This window comes from Thalassotalea euphylliae, assembly GCF_003390375.1.
In the GTDB taxonomy this organism is placed as follows: Bacteria; Pseudomonadota; Gammaproteobacteria; order Enterobacterales; family Alteromonadaceae; genus Thalassotalea_F; species Thalassotalea_F euphylliae_A.
The window spans coordinates 197,849-219,002 of sequence record NZ_QUOT01000001.1 but is presented as its reverse complement, the minus strand read 5'-3'; the positions used below and the strand labels follow the sequence as shown (position 1 = coordinate 219,002).

Here is a 21,154-nt window from a genome sequence, read left to right as displayed (position 1 = left end):
TTAGTCCTCCATTACAGCAACAGCTTGTTTGCTAGATTCGCTAGGGCTCTCATTGTAGGTTAAATCGACAATTTCGATATTGCCGCCCAGTTCACCCGCTTTCTTTTCAGCAAGTGTTGCCGGGCGAATTTGATCGCGCTCCGTCACAAATTGAATATTGCTGTCGGTTTTATCTGAATTGACGAATTGTCTAAATCGCTTCAATGACTCTGGGTTTTCCAGTGTGGTTTTCCACTCACATTGGTATTTGCCAACAATACTTGCCATTTGTTTTTCAAGTTCGTCGCAAATGCCTAAGTGATCGTCAATAATCACTTTTTGCAGGTACTCTAAACCGCCTTCTAAATTTTCCATCCATACCGACGTGCGTTGCAAACGATCACCCGTTTGAATGTAAAAGCTAAAGATACGGTCAATGTATTTAATCAGGGTTTCGTCATCTAAGTCGGTTGCGAATAAGTCCGCGTGACGAGGCTTCATGCCACCGTTACCACTAACATAAAGGTTCCAGCCTTTGTCAGTTGCAATCACGCCAAAATCTTTACTTTGCGCCTCAGCACATTCGCGCGTACAACCAGAGACAGCAAACTTCACTTTGTGTGGAGCACGCACGCCTTTGTAGCGGTTTTCAATGTCAATCGCCATGCCGACACTGTCTTGCACGCCATATCGACACCAAGTGCTACCAACACAAGATTTCACGGTACGTACAGATTTACCGTAAGCGTGGCCTGTCTCTAAGCCAGCATCAATTAATTCTTGCCAAATATCAGGTAATTGGTCGACACGAGCGCCGAATAAATCGATGCGTTGGCCACCGGTGATCTTGGTATAAAGGTTATACTTTTTCGCGACTTCACCAATAGTGATCAGCTTGTCAGGGGTAATTTCACCGCCTGGAATACGCGGTACGACTGAATAAGTACCGTCTTTTTGCATGTTTGCGAGGAAAGTATCGTTGGTATCTTGAAGCGGCACTTTACTGCTATCCAGGATATAATCGTTCCAAACCGACGCTAAAATTGAACCCACGGTTGGCTTACAAATTTCACATCCCAACCCTTGGCCGTGTTTTTCAATTAACTGCTCGAAACTGGTGATTTTCTCGACTTTAACGATATCGAACAATTCGCGACGAGAATAGGCAAAGTGCTCACAGATATCTTTTTTCACTTCAACGCCACGGCTTTCTAGCTCTTTATCTACCACGTCTTTAAGCAAGGCAGCACAGCCACCACAACCTGTACTGGCTTTGGTGCAAGATTTCACATCGGCAACGCTACAGGCACCGCCATCGACAGCAGCAACAATATCGCCTTTAGTGACATTTAAACATGAACAAATGGTTGCGGTATCAGGCAATGCATCAGCACCCAACATAGGTTTGTCTGCAGCCATTGGTAGAATCAGCGCTTCTGGGCTTTCTGGCAGTTCAATGGCGTTTAGCATGTATTGCAAAAGGCTGTCGTATTCGCTGGTATCACCAACAAGCACAGCACCTAGTAGCAGAGTTTTATCGCTAGAAACAACGATTTTCTTGTAAACGCCTTCTGGTTGGTTTTCGTAGGTATAGGTTAATGCACCTTGTGTTTTGGCATGCGCATCACCAATCGAGCCAACATCAACACCCATTAATTTTAATTTAGTGCTCATGTCGGCGCCTTCAAACACCGTTTCACTGGTGCTATCTAACACATGATTAGCGGTAACTTTCGCCATCGAGTAGCCCGGTGCCACTAAGCCGTAAATCATATTTTCATATAGCGCACATTCGCCAATCGCATAAATATTCTCGTCTGACGTTTGGCATTGGCTGTTAATCACAATACCACCACGTTCACCAAGCGTCAGGTCGTTTTCTCGCCCTAAGTTGTCGTATGGGCGAATACCTGCTGAGAATAACACCAGATCGGTTTCTAAGGTTTCACCATCAGCAAACACTAAGCGGTATCGGCAAGACTCACCTTTTTCAATCACTTGTGTTGCTTTTGAGGTATGCACTTGCACGCCAAGCTCTTCAATTTTTGATTTGAGTAAACGGCCACCGCCAGTGTCAACTTGTACTGCCATTAATTGCGGTGCAAATTCCACTACATGGGTTTGCAGCCCTAACTCTTTGAGTGCATTGGCGGCTTCTAAGCCTAATAAACCGCCACCGATCACCACACCAACTTTACTGCTACTTGCACTGCTTTTAATAGACTCCAGGTCATCTATGGTGCGGTAAACAAGGCAATGAGATTGATCTCCCCCAGGGATCGGTGGCACAAAAGGATAAGAACCTGTTGCAAGGATTAACTTGTCGTAGCTAAACGTTTCACCCACTTCAGTGGTGATTTGCTGCTGCTGGCGATCAATAGTCGTGACCTTAGCATTGGTACGAAAATCAATTTGCCAATCGTGGTAAGTTGATTCGTCTGTTAATGCCAAGTCTTGCGCTGTTTTACCCGCAAAATACTCAGATAAATGAACGCGGTCATAGGCCAAGCGATTTTCAGCTGACAACACTGTGATGTTCACTTGCTCTGCAGACTCACGTAAATTGGCAAGTTGCTCAACAAAGTGATGACCGACCATACCGTTGCCAACAACAACGACGTTTAGCTGTTTAGACATGTTATTTCCTCTTAACTTAGATTCCTGATTGATGCTTTTTTATTAGAATTTCGCACCAACCCAGACCCAAAGCTTGTCTGTGTCGACTTTGCCTGAGCCACTGTCGCCTGCCGAATAAGCGGCAAACTTAATTCCACCTGAAAAGGTTTTGTTGAAACTTTTCCCGTATGAAAGATTGATTTCGTCACCAAAGTCTTCCACTGCTGCTTCATCTTCGTCAGCTTCATAGTCGTGATACACTATCGACCATTTACCGCCTAACGCCTTACCTGAAACTGAGACATATAAATCAGCTAAACCTAAGCTTGGTGTACCTAAGAATTGATCAGCCCAACCGTTAAATTTGTGCAAGGTTGCAAGAGGAGTTGAGAAGCCGTAAAAGCCGTTATCGCTGCCCAATACTTCGTAACCGCCTTTGACAGTGATACCGCTAAAGCCGTAACCTACTTCAATGAGTGAATATTCGGCATCAAATTGACCCGCTGCAGATTCAGAGTCTTGTGTTGCAAACTCAAAGGCATACAGTACCTTGTTGCTATCACCGTGTTTTTGGCTACCCGCAAAGCGAATACCGTACGTATCTATTTCTCTTTGAACGCCCTCATCTTCATCTAACAAGTAGCCATAACCAGTTAACTTACCGAATGGCGTTTTATAGCTCACATTCAACAAGTGGTCTTTACTATCTAAATCACGATTTTCGGCAAAAATACGGTTACGTTGAGTCAGGTAAGCGTAAGTCGCTTCATAGTTATCCGATTTGTAATTAAATGAAGCCGCATCGAAGGTCTGTCTGTCTTGTCGCCAGCCAACGTGACCCACAAAACGGTGATTGTCTAAGGTAAGTACTTGACGACCAACTTTTGCCGTAAAGCCTTGATCGGCATACTGAACATATGCTTGATCAACTTCTGTTGTTTCAGGATCGGCAATCACTGAATAACCTGCGCCATTGCCAGCCGTGTCGTTGTAATCGTCAACACCTAGCACTTGACGTGAGTCTTCAAATTCAACAAAGCCTGAGAACTTGTTAAAGGTTGCCGTTTTATAACTTAGGCGAGTACGAAGCGTTAAGGCATCAGCATCGCGCAATGCGTTGTCTTGATCGACAGCTTCATAACGTAAACGAAAATCGATAGACGCTGTGCCTGCATCAGCACTGTAGGCCAAAGGTGAAACAGCAGTAAATGTAGTTGCAGCTAGAATTGAGAGAGTTAGTTTATTTGCTTTCATATTAATTCCTTAGTGTTCGATTCAAACGAAAACGAGGGTTTTACATAGCTCAGTCTAGTGACAGGCTAAATATTAACCAGCGTATCGTAGCGCTAATTTAGTGTTTTTTTGTTACGCCACGTCATGTTTTTTCATGTTTTCTTTGTTCGATTTAACAGTTGTCGAGTCATCAGCCTTTTGGCCAATGGTTTCGACTTTTCGTTGTTTTTCATAAAGGAAAGTTAATACAGCGGAGCGAAGTCGGTTATATTCAACATCTTGCGCTAGTGCCAAGCGATTTCTCGGTCTTGGTAAGTTAACATCAAGAATTTCACCAATTGTGGCCGCAGGGCCATTGGTCATCATGACAATGCGATCTGATAGCAACACAGCCTCATCAACATCATGAGTGATCATGATCACGGTATTGTTGAGTTCGTCTTGTATTTCCATCAATGAATCTTGCATATGCGCACGGGTTAGTGCATCCAATGCACCAAATGGTTCATCCATCAAGAGTACTTCGGGTTGCATAGCCAGCGCACGAGCGATACCCACACGTTGCTTCATACCACCAGAAATTTCATCTGGGCGTTTGTGCATCGCGTGATCCATATGAACGAGTTTCAAATTGTGTTCTATCCACTCTTTCATCTCGCCCGGTGCCATTTTTTTCTTGAACACCTGTTTAACCGCAAGTTCAACGTTTTGATAAGCCGTTAGCCAAGGTAATAAAGAGTGGTTTTGAAACACAACGGCGCGCTCTGGGCCTGGTTCCGTCACTTCTTTATTGTTCAGTAACACACCACCTTTAGTGGCTTGGTATAAACCCGCCACTACGTTTAGTACCGTTGACTTGCCGCAACCAGAGTGGCCAATTAACGAGATAAATTCACCTTTGTTAATTTTTAAATCCACTTCTTTTAGCGCGGTAAAGTCTCCTTTAGGCGTTGGAAATACCATGTCGATTTTGCTGATATCAAGTAAAATGCTCATCTAAATATTCCTTGTCTGTATTATTATCAGGGCCTAAAGAGGATTAACGGTTTGCGCTGGCTTTGTCCCAAGAGACAATGCGTTGCAGTTGTAACATGCCGCGGTCAAGCAAAAAGCCGATAAAGCCAATAACAAATACGGCGGTCATAATGCGACTTAAGCTTTGCGAGCTACCATTTTGGAATTCATCCCAAACAAATTTGCCAAGACCAGGGTTTTGCGCCAGCATTTCTGCCGCGATTAACACCATCCAAGCAATACCCAGTGATAAACGCATACCCGTGAAAATGGCAGGAATTGACGCTGGTAGTACAATCTTTTGCACGTGTACTAGGCTGGGCAAGCGCAATACTCGGCTAACGTTGTTCCAATCAGAGTTAATTGCTGACACACCCACAGAGGTGTTGATCACCATTGGCCACAAGCAACACAGGGTTACCGTGATCATTGAGTTTAGAAATGACTTGGCAAACATTGGCTCAGGCGACACATATACCGCGCTAACCACCATGGTCACGAGTGGCAACCACGCTAACGGTGATACCGGCTTAAAAATTTGAATAATGGGGTTAATTGCCGTATTCAAGTTTTTGCTAAGACCAATTGCAATGCCTAGTGGGATCGCGATAGCCGCCGCGACAGCAAAACCGCTCATCACCGTAATCAAACTAGTGCCGATTTGGTCGATAAAGGTTTCTTTACCGGTATATGCACGGATTTTAGGTACATAATTCGGATCTTTAGCAACACGCTTGGCATTGCGCTCTTCTTGACGTTGATAAAACGCTGCTTCTTTTTCGCGTTCTGTGTTGTGCTCTTGGTATAAATTGACCACCTGAGTCGCCACTGCCGTTGGGCCTGGGAACTTGCCTAACGACGTATCAATTTTACTGGCGGCAAACGACCAAATTATCAGGAAAATCCCAATACCAACTATTGGCAAAACAATAGCTTTGATGTGATTTGACAGCCAACGCAACGCATTGGTTGCCCAGCTCGGCTGTCCTTCTGATGTAGCCATTTTTTGTATTAAGGTGGTCATATTTCTCTCCAAGCGCGTAACACTAGCCACTTAACCGTAAAGCTACGCTGTATAACTTTCTATTTACTTTTCTAGTACTGGGTTTTGTTACTGGCGACTAAATCTTGTCGCCAGCTTTTAAGCCAATGTTAAATTTATTGATGTATTCGTTTGGCTTAGTACCGTCGTAAACGATGTTATCGATGAAGTGTGTTTGCGGGCTGCGGAAGCCGTCTTCACCATCAAGCGAAGCGAAATCAGTTGCTGGCATAATTTTTTCATCGACCAATGATTGAACTGCCTTCATGTAAATGTCTGGACGGTATACTTTTTTCGCTACATCGAAGTACCAGCTATCCGGCTTATCATCACTGATTTGGCCCCAACGACGCATTTGTGTTAAGTACCAAATTGCATCTGAATAGAATGGGTATGTTGCGTTGTAACGGAAGAATACGTTGAAGTCAGGAACAGCGCGTTTGTCACCTTTTTCGTATTCAAAGGTACCTGTCATGCTGTTTGCAATCACATCGTAGTCAGCACCAACGTAGTTTGACTGCGATAGAATTTTTACCGCTTCTGGGCGGTTAGCGTTGTCGTTCTCGTCTAACCATTTCGCAGCGCGAATCAGTGCACGCGTTAAACGAATAGTGGTATTAGGGTATTTTTCAGCAAACGCTTTGGTGATACCGAATACTTTTTCTGGGTTGTCTTTCCAGATCTCGTAGTCAGTAACAACAGGTACACCAATACCTTTGAATACTGCTTGCTGGTTCCAAGGTTCACCCACACAGTAACCGTAGATAGTGCCAGCTTCTAACGTGGCAGGCATTTGAGGTGGCGGCGTTACAGAAAGTAATGCTTGAGCGTCAATTTGACCTGATGTGTCGCCTTTATGAGGTGCGTAGTAACCAGGGTGAATACCACCTGCCGCCAACCAGTAGCGTAACTCATAGTTATGGGTAGACACAGGGAATACCATGCCCATATTAAATGGCTTACCCGCTTCTGAGTATTTTTCAACCACAGGCTTAAGGGCATCAGCTTTGATCGGGTGAACTGGCTTACCGTCAGCTTGCTTAGGAATGTTTGGTTTCATTTGTTTCCAAATTTCATTAGAAACTGTGATGCCGTTACCATTTAAGTCCATTGAAAACGGTGTAATGATTTCAGCCTTTGTTCCATAACCAATGGTTGCTGCAATTGGCTGACCTGCTAGCATATGGGCACCGTCTAAGCGGCCATCAATCACACCATCAAGCAACACTTTCCAGTTTGCTTGCGCTTCAATCGTGACGTATAAACCTTCGTCTTCGAAGTAGCCTTTTTCATAAGCAATGGCGATAGGTGCCATATCTGTAAGTTTAATGAAACCGAATTTTAGCTCTTCTTTTTCTGGATACCCTAATTCCTCGGCACTAACGCTAACGCTTACGACACTGCTCGAAAGACAAAGGCCGGCTACAAGCGCTTGACCCATTATTTTACGGCAGATATGTTTAGGTTGTTTTAATAGGTGTTTAAACATCCGTTCCTCCAAATAAAAAAAGCCCGCTGCACCTGAGGTTTGATCATGAGGATCATTACCACGTGCATGCGGGCTACTATGCCAAACTAATCGGTTACCACGCCTTTGCGGTGTAATTAGTTAAATAAATTGTTGTGTTATTACTTGTTTATTAACGCGTAATCTTTGTTGCCTAAAATGCTTGGTTCTAGGCGAGTTATACCCACAGCCGTTGCAGGGTTGGTTTTAATTTTCGTTTGACCCAACTACAAACGTTGATAACTTCAATTACTACTATTCAGGTTTAGTGCCAACTTTGAATGTTTACTCTAAACCCTTATTTTTATTGACTTTGCACACTCTAGTGATGATTTTGTGTTAGATGCTGTTTGCCTGCCAATGCATTAGTTTGGCGCACTAAGGTACCATTTTGGTGCTTTTTAGTGGCGTTACCTTAGTTGGTGTTGCAAAAGCATCGTGCTCTGCAAATGCTTGCTGATAAATATCTTGTCGAAATACACTATCAATCAGTGCTTCTAGCTTAACTTCAGCAGGAATATGTTGATGTTTGACCATCTGACTCAACAGCCATTCACCATGGAAGAGTTCCGGTTTATTGATCGTATCATTGCCATCAAGGGCAAAACGGTTATAGCTCGGAATGTGACGTGGTGATAGTTGATGATGCACGAGGCAGCTTCCAATAAGCGACGGCGCGATAACCGACAAATGTAAATCTAAATAGGTGTGCCTGCTCAATATGCGTGCCGCTTCAAAGCGATTAGCCACTGTAGCCAGCCAATCGCATGCTTGCTGCAGTGCGATAATTAGCGCTTTCGTGGTTTCTGGGTGTTGCTCTTGCCAGCTCTGTTTCATCGCCAGTACTTTTTCTGGCATGTCCGGCCATATATCGCAAGATGTTGCCCCCGTAACGCCAACACCATCACGTACTGCTTTGGCATTCCAAGGACCACCCACACAAAAGCCGTCAATATCGTCACTTTGGAGCGCTTCAACCATAGAGGCAGGAGGAATAATAACGATATCAACATCGTCCTTATTAACACCATTTTGCTCGAACCACGTCAGTAATTGATAATAGTGACAACTGTGCGGATAAACGGTGGCAAATCTTAATTTCGTGTCAGTTTGCTTGCTTGCTTTCTTTCTAGCCTCAATAACAGGTTTCAACAAAGCAGCGCTAATGGGTAAATCAATATGATGACGTTGATGAACAAACTTTATTTCTTCATAAAGCGCCATTGAGATGGTAATACCGTTGCCATTTTGGCTCAGCACCATAGGCGCAATAACGTTCACCGCAGGGCCACTTAATCCTAACGTGCTGGCAATCGGCATCGGTGCAAGAAACTGCGCAGCATCTAACACGCCTGCATGCAACTTATCGCGCATGGTCGCCCATGAATATTGCTTTTTCAGCGTAACATTTAGCCCTTGCGACTCAAAAAAGCCCAACTCATGGGCAATGACAAGGGGCGCACAGTCAGTTAATGGCATAAAGCCAAGAGAGATATTGCGCTTGTTATGCTCTATGTTATGAATGTTAGTGCTGTTCATGATGATTTCTCCAACATTTGCGCAAGTGATAAAATATTTTTGGCTACATCTTCCAGCTTCTGACTGTTATCCATCGCCATTTTGCGAATTCGATGATAAGCCTCTTTTTCAGTTAGGCTTTTGGTTTCCATCAGCCAAACTTTTGCTTGTTCAACCACTCGCTGGCTAGAAAGCTTTTGCTTGGTTTTGACCAGTTCACTTTTTAGCGCTTGGTATTCTGAAAAACGCGCGACGGCGGTATCTAAAATGGAGCGCACACGAACAGGATTTATATCGCCGGCAATATAGGCACTAACCCCAGATTTCACTGTTTGATTAATGGTTTCGGTATCTTCTTGTTCCGAGAACATGACAACAGGTTTAGGATTGGCGTGTGAAATAATGCTGAGGCTGTCGAGAATATCGCGACTTGGGGATTCGACATCGATAATAATGACATCAGGTTGCAGTTGTTCAACTTGCTTGAGCAATGACATACCCGAAGATGCGACGTGTTTAATACAGTATTGTGAGTGATCTAAGGCACTCATCAGAATGTCGGCTTTTTTCTTATCGTCTTCGATAAGGAGCACGTTTAGTTCATTTAATTGTTGTTTTTGCATGCTGGTTTGCGTGAGTCGCCACTTTTCCAAGCTTAGATAGCAACTAATACAAGATACGCACCAGCTTTATATTCCCTTGAATAACATGTTCTTAAGTTTATTATTATGGCTAATTACGCAACTGTTGAACCGATTTAATGCAGCTTTGCTTTATTTTAGTGAAACACGTCCAACGCCATGAACTGATAACTATAAATATTCCCTGGTGTTAAGCTATTTGGCACAAAAAAGGCCTGCATATGCAGACCTTTAAACAGGTTAACGAAAAGCTATATAAACTAATAAGTTAACAAGCTGCCGTTAATAATCAGCTTAGCTAGTGTTTTCTTCTTAACCACACTAACGATAACAATGGTAGTAACCATGCCATAGAGCCGCCACCAGAAGAGCTACTCGGTGCTGCCGGAGTCGGTGTTGGTGTCGGCGCTGGAGCAGGAGCTGGTGCCGCTGTCGGCGTAAAGCTAATATTGCGAATATAGCCTTTATCGTCGCCTTCACTTGCAGAGCCGTCTTTGTTGTATACCCAAGTAATACGGTTTTCTTCACCCGTTAAGTCGTATGATTTTTGCTCAAATGCGACTTCACCTGAAATAAACTCCACTAGTTCACCATTGATGTAAACATAAAGCGCGTCGTAAGGCTCGGCAGGATCGTCAGCATTTTCTTCTGATGATACCGACCATTCAAAGTTAAGTTCACCTTCACCACTTACAACAGCCATAACGATACTGTCTTGATCATGAGTAATTGCGCCGCTTTCAATGCCACCGTCAACGCTATTGGCAAGCCAAGCCTGTTCACCACCGTTATACCAAGTGATGTTTTCATCGCCGCCAACTGTGTTTTCAATATCACTTGATGCCGCAATTGCACGACCTGCTAAGAAAGTCTCGCTGGTGGTAATCTCACTATTATCACTGTTAATGGTTAGACGAGCTGTTTGCTCACCTACGGCACTAGCCGTGTAATTAACCGTTAACTGACAACGTTCACCCGCGGTAAGCGATAAACACTCACCATCAGCAACAGAGAAGCTATCATCGCCTTCAATGCTGTAGGTAAGGTTCGCTGTTTGTGAGGCGTTGTTAACCACTTCTACTTGCGTGCTAAAAGTTTGCTCAGTACCGACAATATGGAAGTCTTGGGTTTGGTTAATCGCAATACCTTCTGTAATTGCCGTTAACCAATCATCAAATTCAGCAACACGCGCATAAACGCCTGGGAACCCATCTGCTGCACAGCCAAAGCCCCAGCTAACGATACCAAGTTGTTGCCAGCCTTCGTTAGTATTTAGTACGAGAGGGCCCCCACTGTCACCTTGACATGAACCTTTGCCGCCTCCAGCAACAGCGGCACAAATCATGACATCAGTCACACCTGCTCTGTCAGGGTCGCCGCCTTCACCAAACAATGAATTGGCTAAAACGGTTCGACATTCTTGGTTATTTAGCAGTTGTAAGTCTACTTGATGCAAAATATCTGGGAAATCACCTGTTGGCCCTTCGCCTGGCTCATAACCCAAACGACCGCCCCAACCAATTACAGTAACATCGCTTGCTTCTGCTGCCGCATTGTCAGTGATAACTTTAGATGCCAAGGTGACACTTGGGGCATCAACAGTTTCCACTAACTCTAGTAACGCAATATCATTATTTAAACTAGGTGCATCGAATTCTGGGTGCATGTAAATGGTTTGGATATCGATAGCATTTTCTGCGCCATCGGATAGGTCATGTTCGCCAACATTAACTTTGACAAATTGTGAGCTTGCACTATCAACACAGTGCGAAGCCGTCAATACCCACTTGCCACCAAGGAATGTAGCACCACATGAAGAGTCTTGGATTAGGCTCGCTTCACTCGATACAGAAACCGTTGCCATATCACCTAGGTTATTTGCCTTTAGCGCTTGGCCATCTTCTTGATTAATTGCAACGACCGGAATACCACCAGCAAAGTCATCGCCTAGCGTGCCATTAATCGCGCCGTCAACATTGTTGTAAATAACAACACCAACACCACCGCCGGCTTCACAGTTTTCCGCTTTTACCGAAAAGTTGATTTCACCACGCTCAATTAAACAAACTTTGTCTTGTGCATCGCTACAAGCTTGATCGCCAATGCCACAATCGACAAGTTCGCCGCTTGCCTGACCTGCTGGGCTATTGGTAAACGGGCCAGTATCATAGCTTGTGCCCGATACTTCCAATGAGGTTGTTAGCTCTTCGCCAGTAAACACTAACGCCGACATCCATGGCCAATCGCCATTCACCGCCTGCTCACCACCAACAATTCTCGGCTTTACCAGTGGATTAGTGTTTTTGGCTACCACAGGGTAGGCTACCATTAGTGCCGCACTGATTGCCGCTATCCCAAATCTTTTCATTTACACTTCCTTAACAAATTTTCCAAACTCACCTTAATAGATCCTCTACGAGGTTTAAAGCAAAAAAGTCGAAAAATTTTACAATTTATATAAAGGTAAGCTTTAAATGCCGCCCCTAATGATTCGTAAAAAACAGACATCAGTGAAGCAGTAATACCGAGCTCTATAATATAAGATAAGTTACCTTTTATAAGTTGGCAGAAAATTTGGCTAACTAATCGAGCCTTTGCGCCTAAAAATCAATAAAAAAGAAAGTGACAATAACCAGACGATTGAACCTCCACCAGAAGAGCCTGTTGATGACTCTGTTTCTGGTGCCGTTGGCGGAGCCGGTGTAGACGGTGTGCTCGGCGTACTTGGGGTTGAAGGCGCTGGCGGAACGGGATTAGTACCTGACTCTTCTGTTGCGGTAAACACTATATTTCGCAAATAGGCCTTATCGTTACCTGCCGATGTTTCCTGATCTTTGCGGTATACCCAAGTCACGCGGTTTCTGTCACCTTCAAGTGTACACGTTAATGCCGCGAAGTCTTGCTCACCAGAGATAAGGTTATACTCAATCCCATTAATGAATACATAAAGTGCATCATATGGATCGCTTGAATTCTCAGTGTTGGCTTCTGAAGATACCGCCCATTCAAAACTTAGCTCACCCTTACCTTCAATTTGAGCCATCACAATGCTTGATTGATTATGCTCAATAGTGCCGCTTTCAATACTGCTATTACTCGTATTCTGCTGCCAATTTTTTTGGCCACCGCTATACCAATTAACTTCATTACCCGCTGCCAGACTATTGTCAAAGCTCGGCATAGGAGCAATCGCTTGTCCTGACAAATAAGCGGAACTTGTTTTCACGCTAATATCGTCTGTTGTGATTGTTAACCTTGCACTATGCTTGTCAACTTCAATTGGCTGATAAGTGACCGTTAAGTCACAACTTGCGCCGATAGCCAGCGACGAACATTCACCATCAGTAATAGTAAAACTCGAATCGCCGACAATTGAATAGTTAAGATTAACAGCCTGCCCACTGTTGTTAGACACTCTGACTAAAGCAGTTTCTGTGCGATTAACCCCAACAACGTGAAAATCAGCATGTTGTTCAATAGCAACACCTTGATAGATGCCATCAATCCAATCGTTAAATTCCGCGACACGCGCATAAACGCCCGGGTAGCCATCAGCGGCGCAGCCAATCCCCCAACTAACAATGCCTACTTGTTGCCACCCTTGATTTGTATTTAATACGAGTGGTCCACCGCTGTCGCCTTGGCATGAACTTTTGCCACCTCCCGCTACCGCGGCGCAAAGCATTTTATCGGTAACTCCACCTTGACTAGGGTCGCTATCTGGGCCAATCAAGGAATTAACTAACGTCGTATTGCACTCAAGGTTGGTAAGCAGCTCTAAATCTACTTGATGTAAAATATCTGGAATATCAACTAAGTGCTCTTCCCCCGGTTGATAGCCAGTGCGATCACCCCACCCCATCGCAGTCACCGTTTGATGATCTAGCGCTGCATTATCAGTGGTAATTTTTGACGCCAAGTTAACCGCCGTAACGTTAGCTTCTTCTGTTAACTCAATTAATGCGACATCGTTATTAAGCGCAATAGGATCATATTCAGGATGCATATAGATGCGAGCAACAGAACGTGCATTTGGGGCTCCATCAGACAAATCATACTCACCAATATTCACTTTAAATGAGTCAGTTGTTTCACCATCCACGCAATGCGATGCAGTAAGCAGCCACTTGTCACCTAAAAAGCTAGCACCACAAAATGATGTTTGAGCACCATCGACTATCATTGTCACAGACACTTCTACTTGACTACCCAACAAACCATCTTTAAATGCTTGACCGTCTTCTTGAGATATCGCAACAACAGGGATAGTACCAACAAAATCTGGATACAAAGTACCACTTAATATTGGCCCAGGCGCATTGTTATAAATAATTGCACCTATGCCACCACCAGTTTCACAGTGATTAACTTTAGTGGCAAATGGCACCTCACCACGTTCCATAAAACAAATTTTACCCTGAGCGTTGGTACATGCCTTTTCGCCTAGCCCGCAATCAATAATTTCGCCACTTGCCTTGCCTTGCGGGCTAAACATAAATGGCTGAGTTGCAACTTCACCGTCTTTTGCAATTAGCAACGATAAAGGTTGCTCATTAGTAATAACCAAAGCCGACATCCATGGCCAATCACCTTGAGTTGCCTCTTGGCCACCGACAATTCTTGGTTTGATCAACGGGTTGACGTTTTTCGCAATCGTAGAGCTCGTCATTAAAATTGCGGTGCTTGCCAAAATCACTGAGAAGATTTTCATAGAAGGTTCCTAATTAATAAAACTGTCACAACAAGCCTTATTAGCAACGCGAACGCGGATAATGCTTACAAAGCTGACAAAAAATTAGCGCAGGAATTATACATCGCCATAAAGGCACAGCATATCAGACGAGTAAAATGGCTTAATTGATTTAGCTTCGCTTAGCATCAATCGCCGCGCGTACAGCAAGCGTTAATCCACCTCAAAAAATTGAACAAACTTTATTCAAGCAACACTTGCAATTAAACAAAAATAGATATACTGTTTATTTATACAGTATATCTATACCAAGGAACTTCACCATGAAAGTACAGCCAATAACAGCACGTGAAACAACGATTGATAACAATGAAGCAGCTTCAGTAAGTAACCTTTACCAACTAACCCCTTGGTTTGAAGAAAAAATCGTTAATGACTCTACGGGTATAGAACAGCAAATTAGCTTGCTAAGCCAACGTTTCAGCGAGAGTCATAAATGGGTACTAGTGATTAGCAGCGATAGCCATGCGTTCGATGGTTTTTATAAATCCACAACACATAATTCGCATCACTGCGGTGACAAGCGTATAAGCCAACATTCAGCGAATACGCTTACTCAAGCTAAAATGAAAACCCAAAATGTGCTGTGGGTTCATGCCAATAAAGTTAATGTGGCACATACCAATATTGAAAAAACCTTAACGAAAGGTAATTGTGCAGCTGTTGTCCTTGTTAATGCGCAAATAAACACAGAGCAACAAGCACAATTGCAGGATTTAGCTCATCTGGGTAAAACACACTGTGTTTTGTTGAGGCACTAATTCACGTAAAATAAGGTTTTTTTCTTTACCGGATATTCCCTTGGCAAATATAGATAATGTAAACAAAGATAAAGCCTGCCCGTGTGGTTCGGGCATGACTTTTTTGTTGTGCTGCCAGCCTTTCCTAACTGGAGCTAAATACCCTGTCAACGCAGAGCAGTTAATGCGCTCTAGATTCTCAGCTTACTCAGAGTCCCACGCTCAATATATATTCGATACATACACACAAGAAAGCCAACAAACAAATTCCGTCTCAGACATAGAAGAATGGGCTAAAGAAAATATTTGGCTGCGTTTAACTGTTCATCAACACAATCCAGTAGCGCAACCTGCACAAGTGGAGTTTTCGGCATTTTATCTGCACCAAGAAAGAGTTTACGAAATGCGTGAGTGTTCAAACTTTATTAAAGAAAACGAGCAGTGGCGCTATCACGATGGTGAAATTATTAAGCACGAACAAATAGCAACCATTAAACGAAACGATCCTTGCCCTTGCTTAAGCGGTAAGAAGTACAAAAAGTGCTGCGCAAGATAACTAGTCATTAACAAAGCCCCACCAGTTAGTGCAATCTAGTCTTTGAATTACATTAATCGAACAAATAGATTGGATAATTGTGGCGCAGAAAAAAGATTCATAAACACAAGTTTTATGCTCCAAGCAAAACCTAAGTAACTACATCCATGTTGGCAGGGCTCATTTTGAAGTTAGTAGTTATTCTAATCTCAAAATAACAACGTAGTTTATAAGCGTTTTAACCAGCTAGAATAATCAAGTATTTATTGAAATTGGTATTAAAGGAACATTTGAAAAACAGAAGAGTTGCCAAGTATGTGACTAGGCAAATTGCTCGGTAATTAACGGCTGCTCTGTTTTAATTAAGGAATGTTGAATCGATTTCAACCAACCTTTTGCATCAAGCTGCATACGTTTAGGTGATGACTCTTGTGGTTCAGAAACGGTACTTTCATTGATGCCTGCCAAATCTTCTGAACCAGAAAGACTGCGAGTTTGGCAATGAATACTCGTATTACCAACAACATGTGTCGGTAGATGATGTTTATTATCGCGAAAGCTAATTGGCTTAGGGTTAAGTGCATCACTCAATTTAATGGACGCCATTAAGTCTTGCTCAGCCAGTGCCGCTTGATCATATTGAGCAATTTGATTGCTGTTAGTTATGCCTAATGAAGCGGGTTTTGGAAGTTCTAGTTCAGCACGTAAACGAGCATCAGTGATTTCAGCGACACTTTGCTCAGTTTTTGGCATAAGAAACTGGCTTTGCTGACGAACATCATCATTTAACATCGCAAGCATCAACGAAAAATCAGCACGTCTTTCATGATGAACGCATTTATTTAGCGATTCACCAAGTTGGTGCTCATGTTGAAGATGGATGTTTTCTATCAAAGGGTTTGCTGCCAATAATACTGCTAGTGGAACAACTAACATATCGGCGCAGATTGCTTAACCTTTAGAAAAAATTATCAAATAAGTGGGAAGTTTTAGTTAACTGTTCAAAGGGTGAACATACCGAATAAATATAGACCAAATTAGTCATTAGGCACTGAAGCAATCAGTGTGATTTTCAACCTCAAGTTAGCGATTAAACGTTAACCAAAAAAATTAAACAAAAGATAGTAGCAGGCCAATAGACTAAAACTTAATCTAAAATTTAATATGGGTTTCAAGTGATATTCGTCTATTGCCCAAATTGTTAACTTTTTGCCATAGTGAGGCTATAGAGGCTATAGAGGCTGTAAAAGGAAGCTATTGGCCTTTTATTGGCCATTGCATCACAAAACACGCACCACCTAAGCGACTCTTCTCTGTATAGACACGACCACCGTGCCACTCAAGCACACGCTTAACAATCGCAAGTCCCAAGCCAAAACCACCAGTTTCCTTATTTCGGCTGTCATCTGCGCGAGAGAATGCATCAAACAAGGTATTTTCAATGCAAGTATCGACACCATTACCATTGTCTTCTACTTTGATAACGCAGTCTTGTTCCGTTGTTTCACACGAAATAACCACAAGGCCATCACCGTATTTAATGGCATTAGAAATGTAATTACTCAGTGCTCGTTCAATATATAGACGATCACAATCGGCTATAACTGGGATATCAGGTGCGTTGTAGCTCACTTGCACGCATTGGCCACCGACAAGCCCTATCTGCCGACTGATAATATCGTCAAGGTTATGCTCACCAAAGTTTAATTTAGGTTTGTCATCTTCAAGGGAGGCGTATTCAAGCAGCTCATTTACTAAACTCTCAAGCTCGTTAATGTCGCCGCATATCTGCTTTACGTATTTTTGTCGTTTTGTTTCCTCACTCGCATGACTTAGCATTTGTAATGCAAATTTACTGCGTGCTAGGGGCGTTCTTAGCTCATGCGACATTGCCGTCGTTAACTCTTTGTGCGCATCAACCAAATCTTTAATCCGCTCAGCCATGGCGTTAAAACCATGCACTAGCCCTGCCATCATAATGGACTTAGGTTTTTGGGCGCGAACATCAAAATGCTCAGTACCAAACTCTTTAGTCACTTTACGAAGCGCGTGTAGATCTCTAGAGATTGGCCACAGCCACACGAGAATCATCACAGCCAAGGCTATCAGCACTAACACTCGAACCATGGTTTCGGCTCTCGGCCTCGTTGGCATCTCTGTTGGCCCTAACGTAATCACAAATTCAGAGCCCGCGATTAAGTGATGTAGCGAAACCGTATCTTTTTCAATGTATACATAAGTATTGCCAGCACCCAGCAAACGTCGCTCACCGGCTATCCCTTGCGATTCAATATCAGCAATTTTTACTAACGAAAGCGGTAAATGATAGCGAATCGCCGCATTTTCAACGACTTGTTGCCACTCTTCTTGTGGATGATTGGTGACATAATCGCCAATCGCATGCAACATGGTTTTGTAGCCAGTGTAGGACTCAATATCTTGCTCCATATACGAGTTCCACACTTCATCGAGCAACCAAGAGGCAACAATAAAAGTTAAGGTAATCAGGAAGTATAGGCTGAGAAACGAGCGCCCTATTTTGACAAAAGTTTTCATTTAATACGGGGTTTTCACAATGCTGGCTGCGCATGGCGAGCTATTATTGCCTGCCATGCGAAAATTGAAGGGAATGCTAGTTCCATGCATCAGGAACGAATAAGTAGCCTTGACCCCAGATAGTTTTGATACGAAATGGTGTGTCGTTGCTATCGTGTAGTTTTTTACGAAGGCGAGAAATGCGTACATCAACGCTCCGGTCCATACCGTCATACTCGCGGCCAACAACGGCTTTGTATATATAATCACGGTTTTGTACTTCTCCAGCTCGGCTTGCAAGTAACCACAATAAATCAAACTCTTGGCTAGTCAGCTCAATACTTTCTTCGTGCAAGGTCACTTGCCTTGAACCACGGTTAATGTATAGCTCACCAATGTTCAACACTTCTTTGTCTTTGGTATCTGTTGCCAGTTCACCACGACGCAATAAAGCATTCACTCTTGCCAGTAAAACACGTGGCTCTACAGGCTTAATTACATAGTCATCAGCACCAATTTCTAAACCAAGTACCTGATCAAAATCAGTTCCCTTGGCAGTAAGCATCAAAATCGGCCCGTTATAAGTTGCTCTTACATCACGACAAACAGCAAAGCCGTCTTTGCCAGGCAACATAACGTCGAGAATAATCAAATCTGGTGTAAAACTTTCAACGCGTTTCGCAGCAGTGTCGCCACGGAACTCTTGCTTTACATGAAAACCCTCAGTCGTTAAAAAATCTGTTACTAGATCAGATAGTTGGCGGTCATCTTCCACCAAAAGTATTTTTTTTACCGATGACATGTTATCTGACATTTTCACTCCAATCGTTGTTATAAACCGTTATTTTTCGTTAACAGTCCATAATCTTGCCTATTTATCGCAATAATTGCATGTGTTATCTGGCTTTTTTTACCAACTTAGCCTGCAACATACTGCCGTTTTTATTGTCTTGACTGTGCTTAACCATAAATAACTTATACCGAGATAACAACTTAAACTACAAGGTGTTACCCGATAGCTACATTAAGTTACAAAATGCTATAAAGTTGTTAAAAATAGATTAATCTAAAATCTAATTTTTAATGCCTCTAGCCCCAAAAGGGGTCAACTTTGCCATTAGTTTTATGTTGGCGTGACGCCCTCAGCGAATTGGCAGAATCAACCACTACTGAGCAACTTCTCATTCATCATAATTACTCATTAGTCACAATTAAATCTAGCAAGCAGTCGTTGCCATCAGTAAACAATTGTTTTCTAATACCCTACATTCCAATTTCGGCGCGTGATTTGGCAAATCATCCATAAATTTATGAGGCACTAACAATGTGCCAAGCATTTGTAAATCAGCCCAAGTGACTTAAGTAGATAGCTAACCATGAAAATAATCTCATTTAACATCAATGGCCTACGTGCCAGACTTCATCAACTACAAGCGGTAATAGACAAGCACCAGCCTGATATTATTGGCCTACAAGAAATTAAGGTACATGATGAGGCCTTTCCTTTAGCAGATGTCGAGGCTATGGGTTATCACGTTTATTTTCATGGTCAAAAAGCCCATTACGGTGTTGCTATGCTATGTAAAAAGCCAGCAGATAAAGTAATGAAAGGCTTCCCGACAGATACGGAAGAAGCACAACGTCGCATGATAATGGTAGAAACCACAAATAGCGCCGGTGAAAAAGTTACCGTGCTAAACGGTTATTTCCCGCAGGGTGACAATATTAGCCACGAAACTAAATTCCCGTATAAGCGCCAATTCTACAAAGATCTAATGACCTATTTAAACGAGCACCACACACCTGACGAAAACATTGTGATTATGGGTGACATTAATATTTCCCCGATTGATTTAGACATCGGCATCGGCGAAGTGAATCGTAAACGCTGGTTAAAAACAGGTAAATGTAGCTTCCAGCCAGAAGAGCGCGAGTGGTTAGCAACGCTATTAAATTGGGGCTTTAAAGATACTTTTCGTGAATTACACCCAGAAAAAACAGAGCGTTACTCTTGGTTCGATTATCGCTCAAAAGGGTTTGACGACAATCGCGGCCTACGTATTGATGTTGTACTAGCAACTTCTGCATTAGCCAAAACCTGTGTTGAATCTGACGTTGATTATGAACTGCGCGGTATTGAGAAACCTTCAGATCATGCGCCGATTTGGTCAACATTTAAGTAGCCGCGAGTAAGCAATGTCAGTAAGTGTTGCCGAATATAGCTGCCCTATTTGTCAAAGCCCTTTGGCTTTGACAAATAGCATTTACCGCTGCGAGCAAAACCATTGTTTTGACTTGGCGAAAGAAAACTATGTCAACTTGTTGCCCGTTCAATTCAAGCACTCTAAAAACCCGGGCGACAATAAAGCCATGGTTAATGCCCGCCGTGCTTTTCTAGAAAAAAGCTACTATCAACCACTAATTGAATGTCTTGTCGCGAAATATCAGGAGTTTGGTCTTGCCACAGGTAAACTGCTAGACGCTGGCTGCGGTGAAGGTTATTACACTCACCAACATAAGCAAGAGAACAATCAGGTTTATGGTGTTGATATAGCCAAGGAAGCCATCAAAAAAGCCGGTAAAAAATATCACGACTGTCACTTTAGTGTGGGCACCTTGTCCAAGTTATCATTTGCAGATAGCTTTTTTGATTGGATTGTTTCAATTTACGCGCCAATTCTTGAGCCAGAATTTACCCGTGTATTAGCTGAACAAGGGTACCTGATCACCGTAACCCCAGGTGCTAATCACCTAGCCGAGCTCAAACAGCAAGTCTATCAACAAGCTTTGCCGCACGATGAAACTAGACAACCAATTAGCGAATTAACACTGGTAGATGAATGGCAATTGGGTTATCCAATGACATTAGCCACTGGCGAAGATTGCTTAAACCTGTTGTCAATGACACCATTTGCATTTAAAGCCAGTGAGCAGGTTAAAGAGTGGTTAGCTAAACAAGTAGAGTTTACTTGCCAAGCAGATTTTCTGATCAAGCTTTATCAAAAGAACTAAAGGACTTAAGAAAGTTAAGGGAATAGCTAAAG

Annotated in this window: 16 protein-coding genes; 4 read left to right on the top strand and 12 right to left on the bottom strand. The window is 43.0% G+C overall.

The window, feature by feature from the left end; translation table 11 throughout:
• The 9 genes from nirB to DXX94_RS00995 all read right to left on the bottom strand — a co-directional run bounded on the left by nirB (position 1) and on the right by DXX94_RS00995 (position 14,261).
• Positions 1-2,616: a nitrite reductase large subunit NirB gene (gene nirB / locus DXX94_RS01035; protein WP_116013296.1), complete on the bottom strand. Its 2,616-nt coding sequence runs from the start codon at positions 2,614-2,616 to the stop codon at positions 1-3.
• 42 nt (positions 2,617-2,658) lie between these two features.
• Positions 2,659-3,849, bottom strand: coding sequence for an alginate export family protein (locus DXX94_RS01030; protein ID WP_116013294.1), 1,191 nt, complete (start codon positions 3,847-3,849; stop codon positions 2,659-2,661).
• A 111-nt stretch (positions 3,850-3,960) separates the two neighbouring features.
• Positions 3,961-4,824: an ABC transporter ATP-binding protein gene (locus DXX94_RS01025; protein ID WP_116000120.1), complete on the bottom strand. Its 864-nt coding sequence runs from the start codon at positions 4,822-4,824 to the stop codon at positions 3,961-3,963.
• Between the two features lie 43 nt (positions 4,825-4,867).
• On the bottom strand, positions 4,868-5,845 hold the full coding sequence (locus DXX94_RS01020; RefSeq protein WP_220348145.1) for an ABC transporter permease: 978 nt from the start codon (positions 5,843-5,845) through the stop codon (positions 4,868-4,870).
• Between the two features lie 118 nt (positions 5,846-5,963).
• Positions 5,964-7,325, bottom strand: coding sequence for a CmpA/NrtA family ABC transporter substrate-binding protein (locus DXX94_RS01015; RefSeq protein ID WP_258872221.1), 1,362 nt, complete (start codon positions 7,323-7,325; stop codon positions 5,964-5,966).
• A 444-nt stretch (positions 7,326-7,769) separates the two neighbouring features.
• Complete coding sequence (locus DXX94_RS01010; protein ID WP_116013290.1) at positions 7,770-8,930, bottom strand: CmpA/NrtA family ABC transporter substrate-binding protein; 1,161 nt, start codon at positions 8,928-8,930, stop codon at positions 7,770-7,772.
• On the bottom strand, positions 8,927-9,532 hold the full coding sequence (locus DXX94_RS01005) for an ANTAR domain-containing response regulator (RefSeq protein ID WP_116013288.1): 606 nt from the start codon (positions 9,530-9,532) through the stop codon (positions 8,927-8,929). Before DXX94_RS01005 ends, DXX94_RS01010 begins: the two co-directional genes overlap by 4 nt.
• A 316-nt stretch (positions 9,533-9,848) precedes the next feature.
• Complete coding sequence (locus tag DXX94_RS01000; RefSeq protein WP_116013286.1) at positions 9,849-11,918, bottom strand: trypsin-like serine protease; 2,070 nt, start codon at positions 11,916-11,918, stop codon at positions 9,849-9,851.
• A gap of 210 nt (positions 11,919-12,128) precedes the next feature.
• Positions 12,129-14,261 carry a trypsin-like serine protease gene (locus tag DXX94_RS00995; RefSeq protein ID WP_116013285.1) on the bottom strand — a complete coding sequence of 711 codons (2,133 nt, stop codon included), beginning with the start codon at positions 14,259-14,261 and terminating at the stop codon, positions 12,129-12,131.
• Between the two features lie 302 nt (positions 14,262-14,563).
• On the opposite strand from DXX94_RS00995, the gene DXX94_RS00990 reads away from it, so the two are divergent.
• Together DXX94_RS00990 and DXX94_RS00985 are read left to right on the top strand one after the other, a co-directional pair.
• Positions 14,564-15,061, top strand: a complete 498-nt coding sequence (locus DXX94_RS00990; protein WP_116013283.1) for a hypothetical protein — start codon at positions 14,564-14,566, stop codon at positions 15,059-15,061.
• A 40-nt stretch (positions 15,062-15,101) separates the two neighbouring features.
• Positions 15,102-15,596, top strand: a complete 495-nt coding sequence (locus DXX94_RS00985) for a YchJ family protein (RefSeq protein ID WP_258872059.1) — start codon at positions 15,102-15,104, stop codon at positions 15,594-15,596.
• Between the two features lie 300 nt (positions 15,597-15,896).
• Here the strand turns inward: DXX94_RS00985 and DXX94_RS00980 are convergent, their stop codons facing one another.
• The 3 genes from DXX94_RS00980 to DXX94_RS00970 all read right to left on the bottom strand — a co-directional run bounded on the left by DXX94_RS00980 (position 15,897) and on the right by DXX94_RS00970 (position 18,924).
• Positions 15,897-16,511, bottom strand: a complete 615-nt coding sequence (locus DXX94_RS00980; RefSeq protein ID WP_116013280.1) for a VC2046/SO_2500 family protein — start codon at positions 16,509-16,511, stop codon at positions 15,897-15,899.
• A gap of 318 nt (positions 16,512-16,829) precedes the next feature.
• The gene (locus tag DXX94_RS00975) at positions 16,830-18,131 is read right to left on the bottom strand and encodes a sensor histidine kinase (protein ID WP_116013278.1); all 1,302 of its coding nucleotides are present in this window, start codon (positions 18,129-18,131) and stop codon (positions 16,830-16,832) included.
• Positions 18,132-18,207: 76 nt separating this feature from the next.
• Positions 18,208-18,924, bottom strand: coding sequence for a response regulator (locus DXX94_RS00970; protein WP_116000108.1), 717 nt, complete (start codon positions 18,922-18,924; stop codon positions 18,208-18,210).
• 562 nt (positions 18,925-19,486) lie between these two features.
• On the opposite strand from DXX94_RS00970, the gene xthA reads away from it, so the two are divergent.
• Positions 19,487-20,293: an exodeoxyribonuclease III gene (gene xthA / locus DXX94_RS00965; RefSeq protein WP_116013277.1), complete on the top strand. Its 807-nt coding sequence runs from the start codon at positions 19,487-19,489 to the stop codon at positions 20,291-20,293.
• Between the two features lie 13 nt (positions 20,294-20,306).
• Positions 20,307-21,122, top strand: coding sequence for a 23S rRNA (guanine(745)-N(1))-methyltransferase (rlmA, locus tag DXX94_RS00960; RefSeq protein WP_116013275.1), 816 nt, complete (start codon positions 20,307-20,309; stop codon positions 21,120-21,122).
• Positions 21,123-21,154 lie beyond the last annotated feature (32 nt).

Coding starts and splice junctions, on each gene's coding strand:
- nirB (WP_116013296.1), bottom strand. CDS start 2,616: ATGTCTAAACAGCTAAACGTCGTTGTTGTTGGCAACGGTATGGTCGGT.
- DXX94_RS01030 (WP_116013294.1), bottom strand. CDS start 3,849: ATGAAAGCAAATAAACTAACTCTCTCAATTCTAGCTGCAACTACATTT.
- DXX94_RS01025 (WP_116000120.1), bottom strand. CDS start 4,824: ATGAGCATTTTACTTGATATCAGCAAAATCGACATGGTATTTCCAACG.
- DXX94_RS01020 (WP_220348145.1), bottom strand. CDS start 5,845: ATGGCTACATCAGAAGGACAGCCGAGCTGGGCAACCAATGCGTTGCGT.
- DXX94_RS01015 (WP_258872221.1), bottom strand. CDS start 7,325: ATGGGTCAAGCGCTTGTAGCCGGCCTTTGTCTTTCGAGCAGTGTCGTA.
- DXX94_RS01010 (WP_116013290.1), bottom strand. CDS start 8,930: ATGAACAGCACTAACATTCATAACATAGAGCATAACAAGCGCAATATC.
- DXX94_RS01005 (WP_116013288.1), bottom strand. CDS start 9,532: ATGCAAAAACAACAATTAAATGAACTAAACGTGCTCCTTATCGAAGAC.
- DXX94_RS01000 (WP_116013286.1), bottom strand. CDS start 11,918: ATGAAAAGATTTGGGATAGCGGCAATCAGTGCGGCACTAATGGTAGCC.
- DXX94_RS00995 (WP_116013285.1), bottom strand. CDS start 14,261: ATGAAAATCTTCTCAGTGATTTTGGCAAGCACCGCAATTTTAATGACG.
- DXX94_RS00990 (WP_116013283.1), top strand. CDS start 14,564: ATGAAAGTACAGCCAATAACAGCACGTGAAACAACGATTGATAACAAT.
- DXX94_RS00980 (WP_116013280.1), bottom strand. CDS start 16,511: ATGTTAGTTGTTCCACTAGCAGTATTATTGGCAGCAAACCCTTTGATA.
- DXX94_RS00975 (WP_116013278.1), bottom strand. CDS start 18,131: ATGAAAACTTTTGTCAAAATAGGGCGCTCGTTTCTCAGCCTATACTTC.
- DXX94_RS00970 (WP_116000108.1), bottom strand. CDS start 18,924: ATGTCAGATAACATGTCATCGGTAAAAAAAATACTTTTGGTGGAAGAT.
- xthA (WP_116013277.1), top strand. CDS start 19,487: ATGAAAATAATCTCATTTAACATCAATGGCCTACGTGCCAGACTTCAT.
- rlmA (WP_116013275.1), top strand. CDS start 20,307: ATGTCAGTAAGTGTTGCCGAATATAGCTGCCCTATTTGTCAAAGCCCT.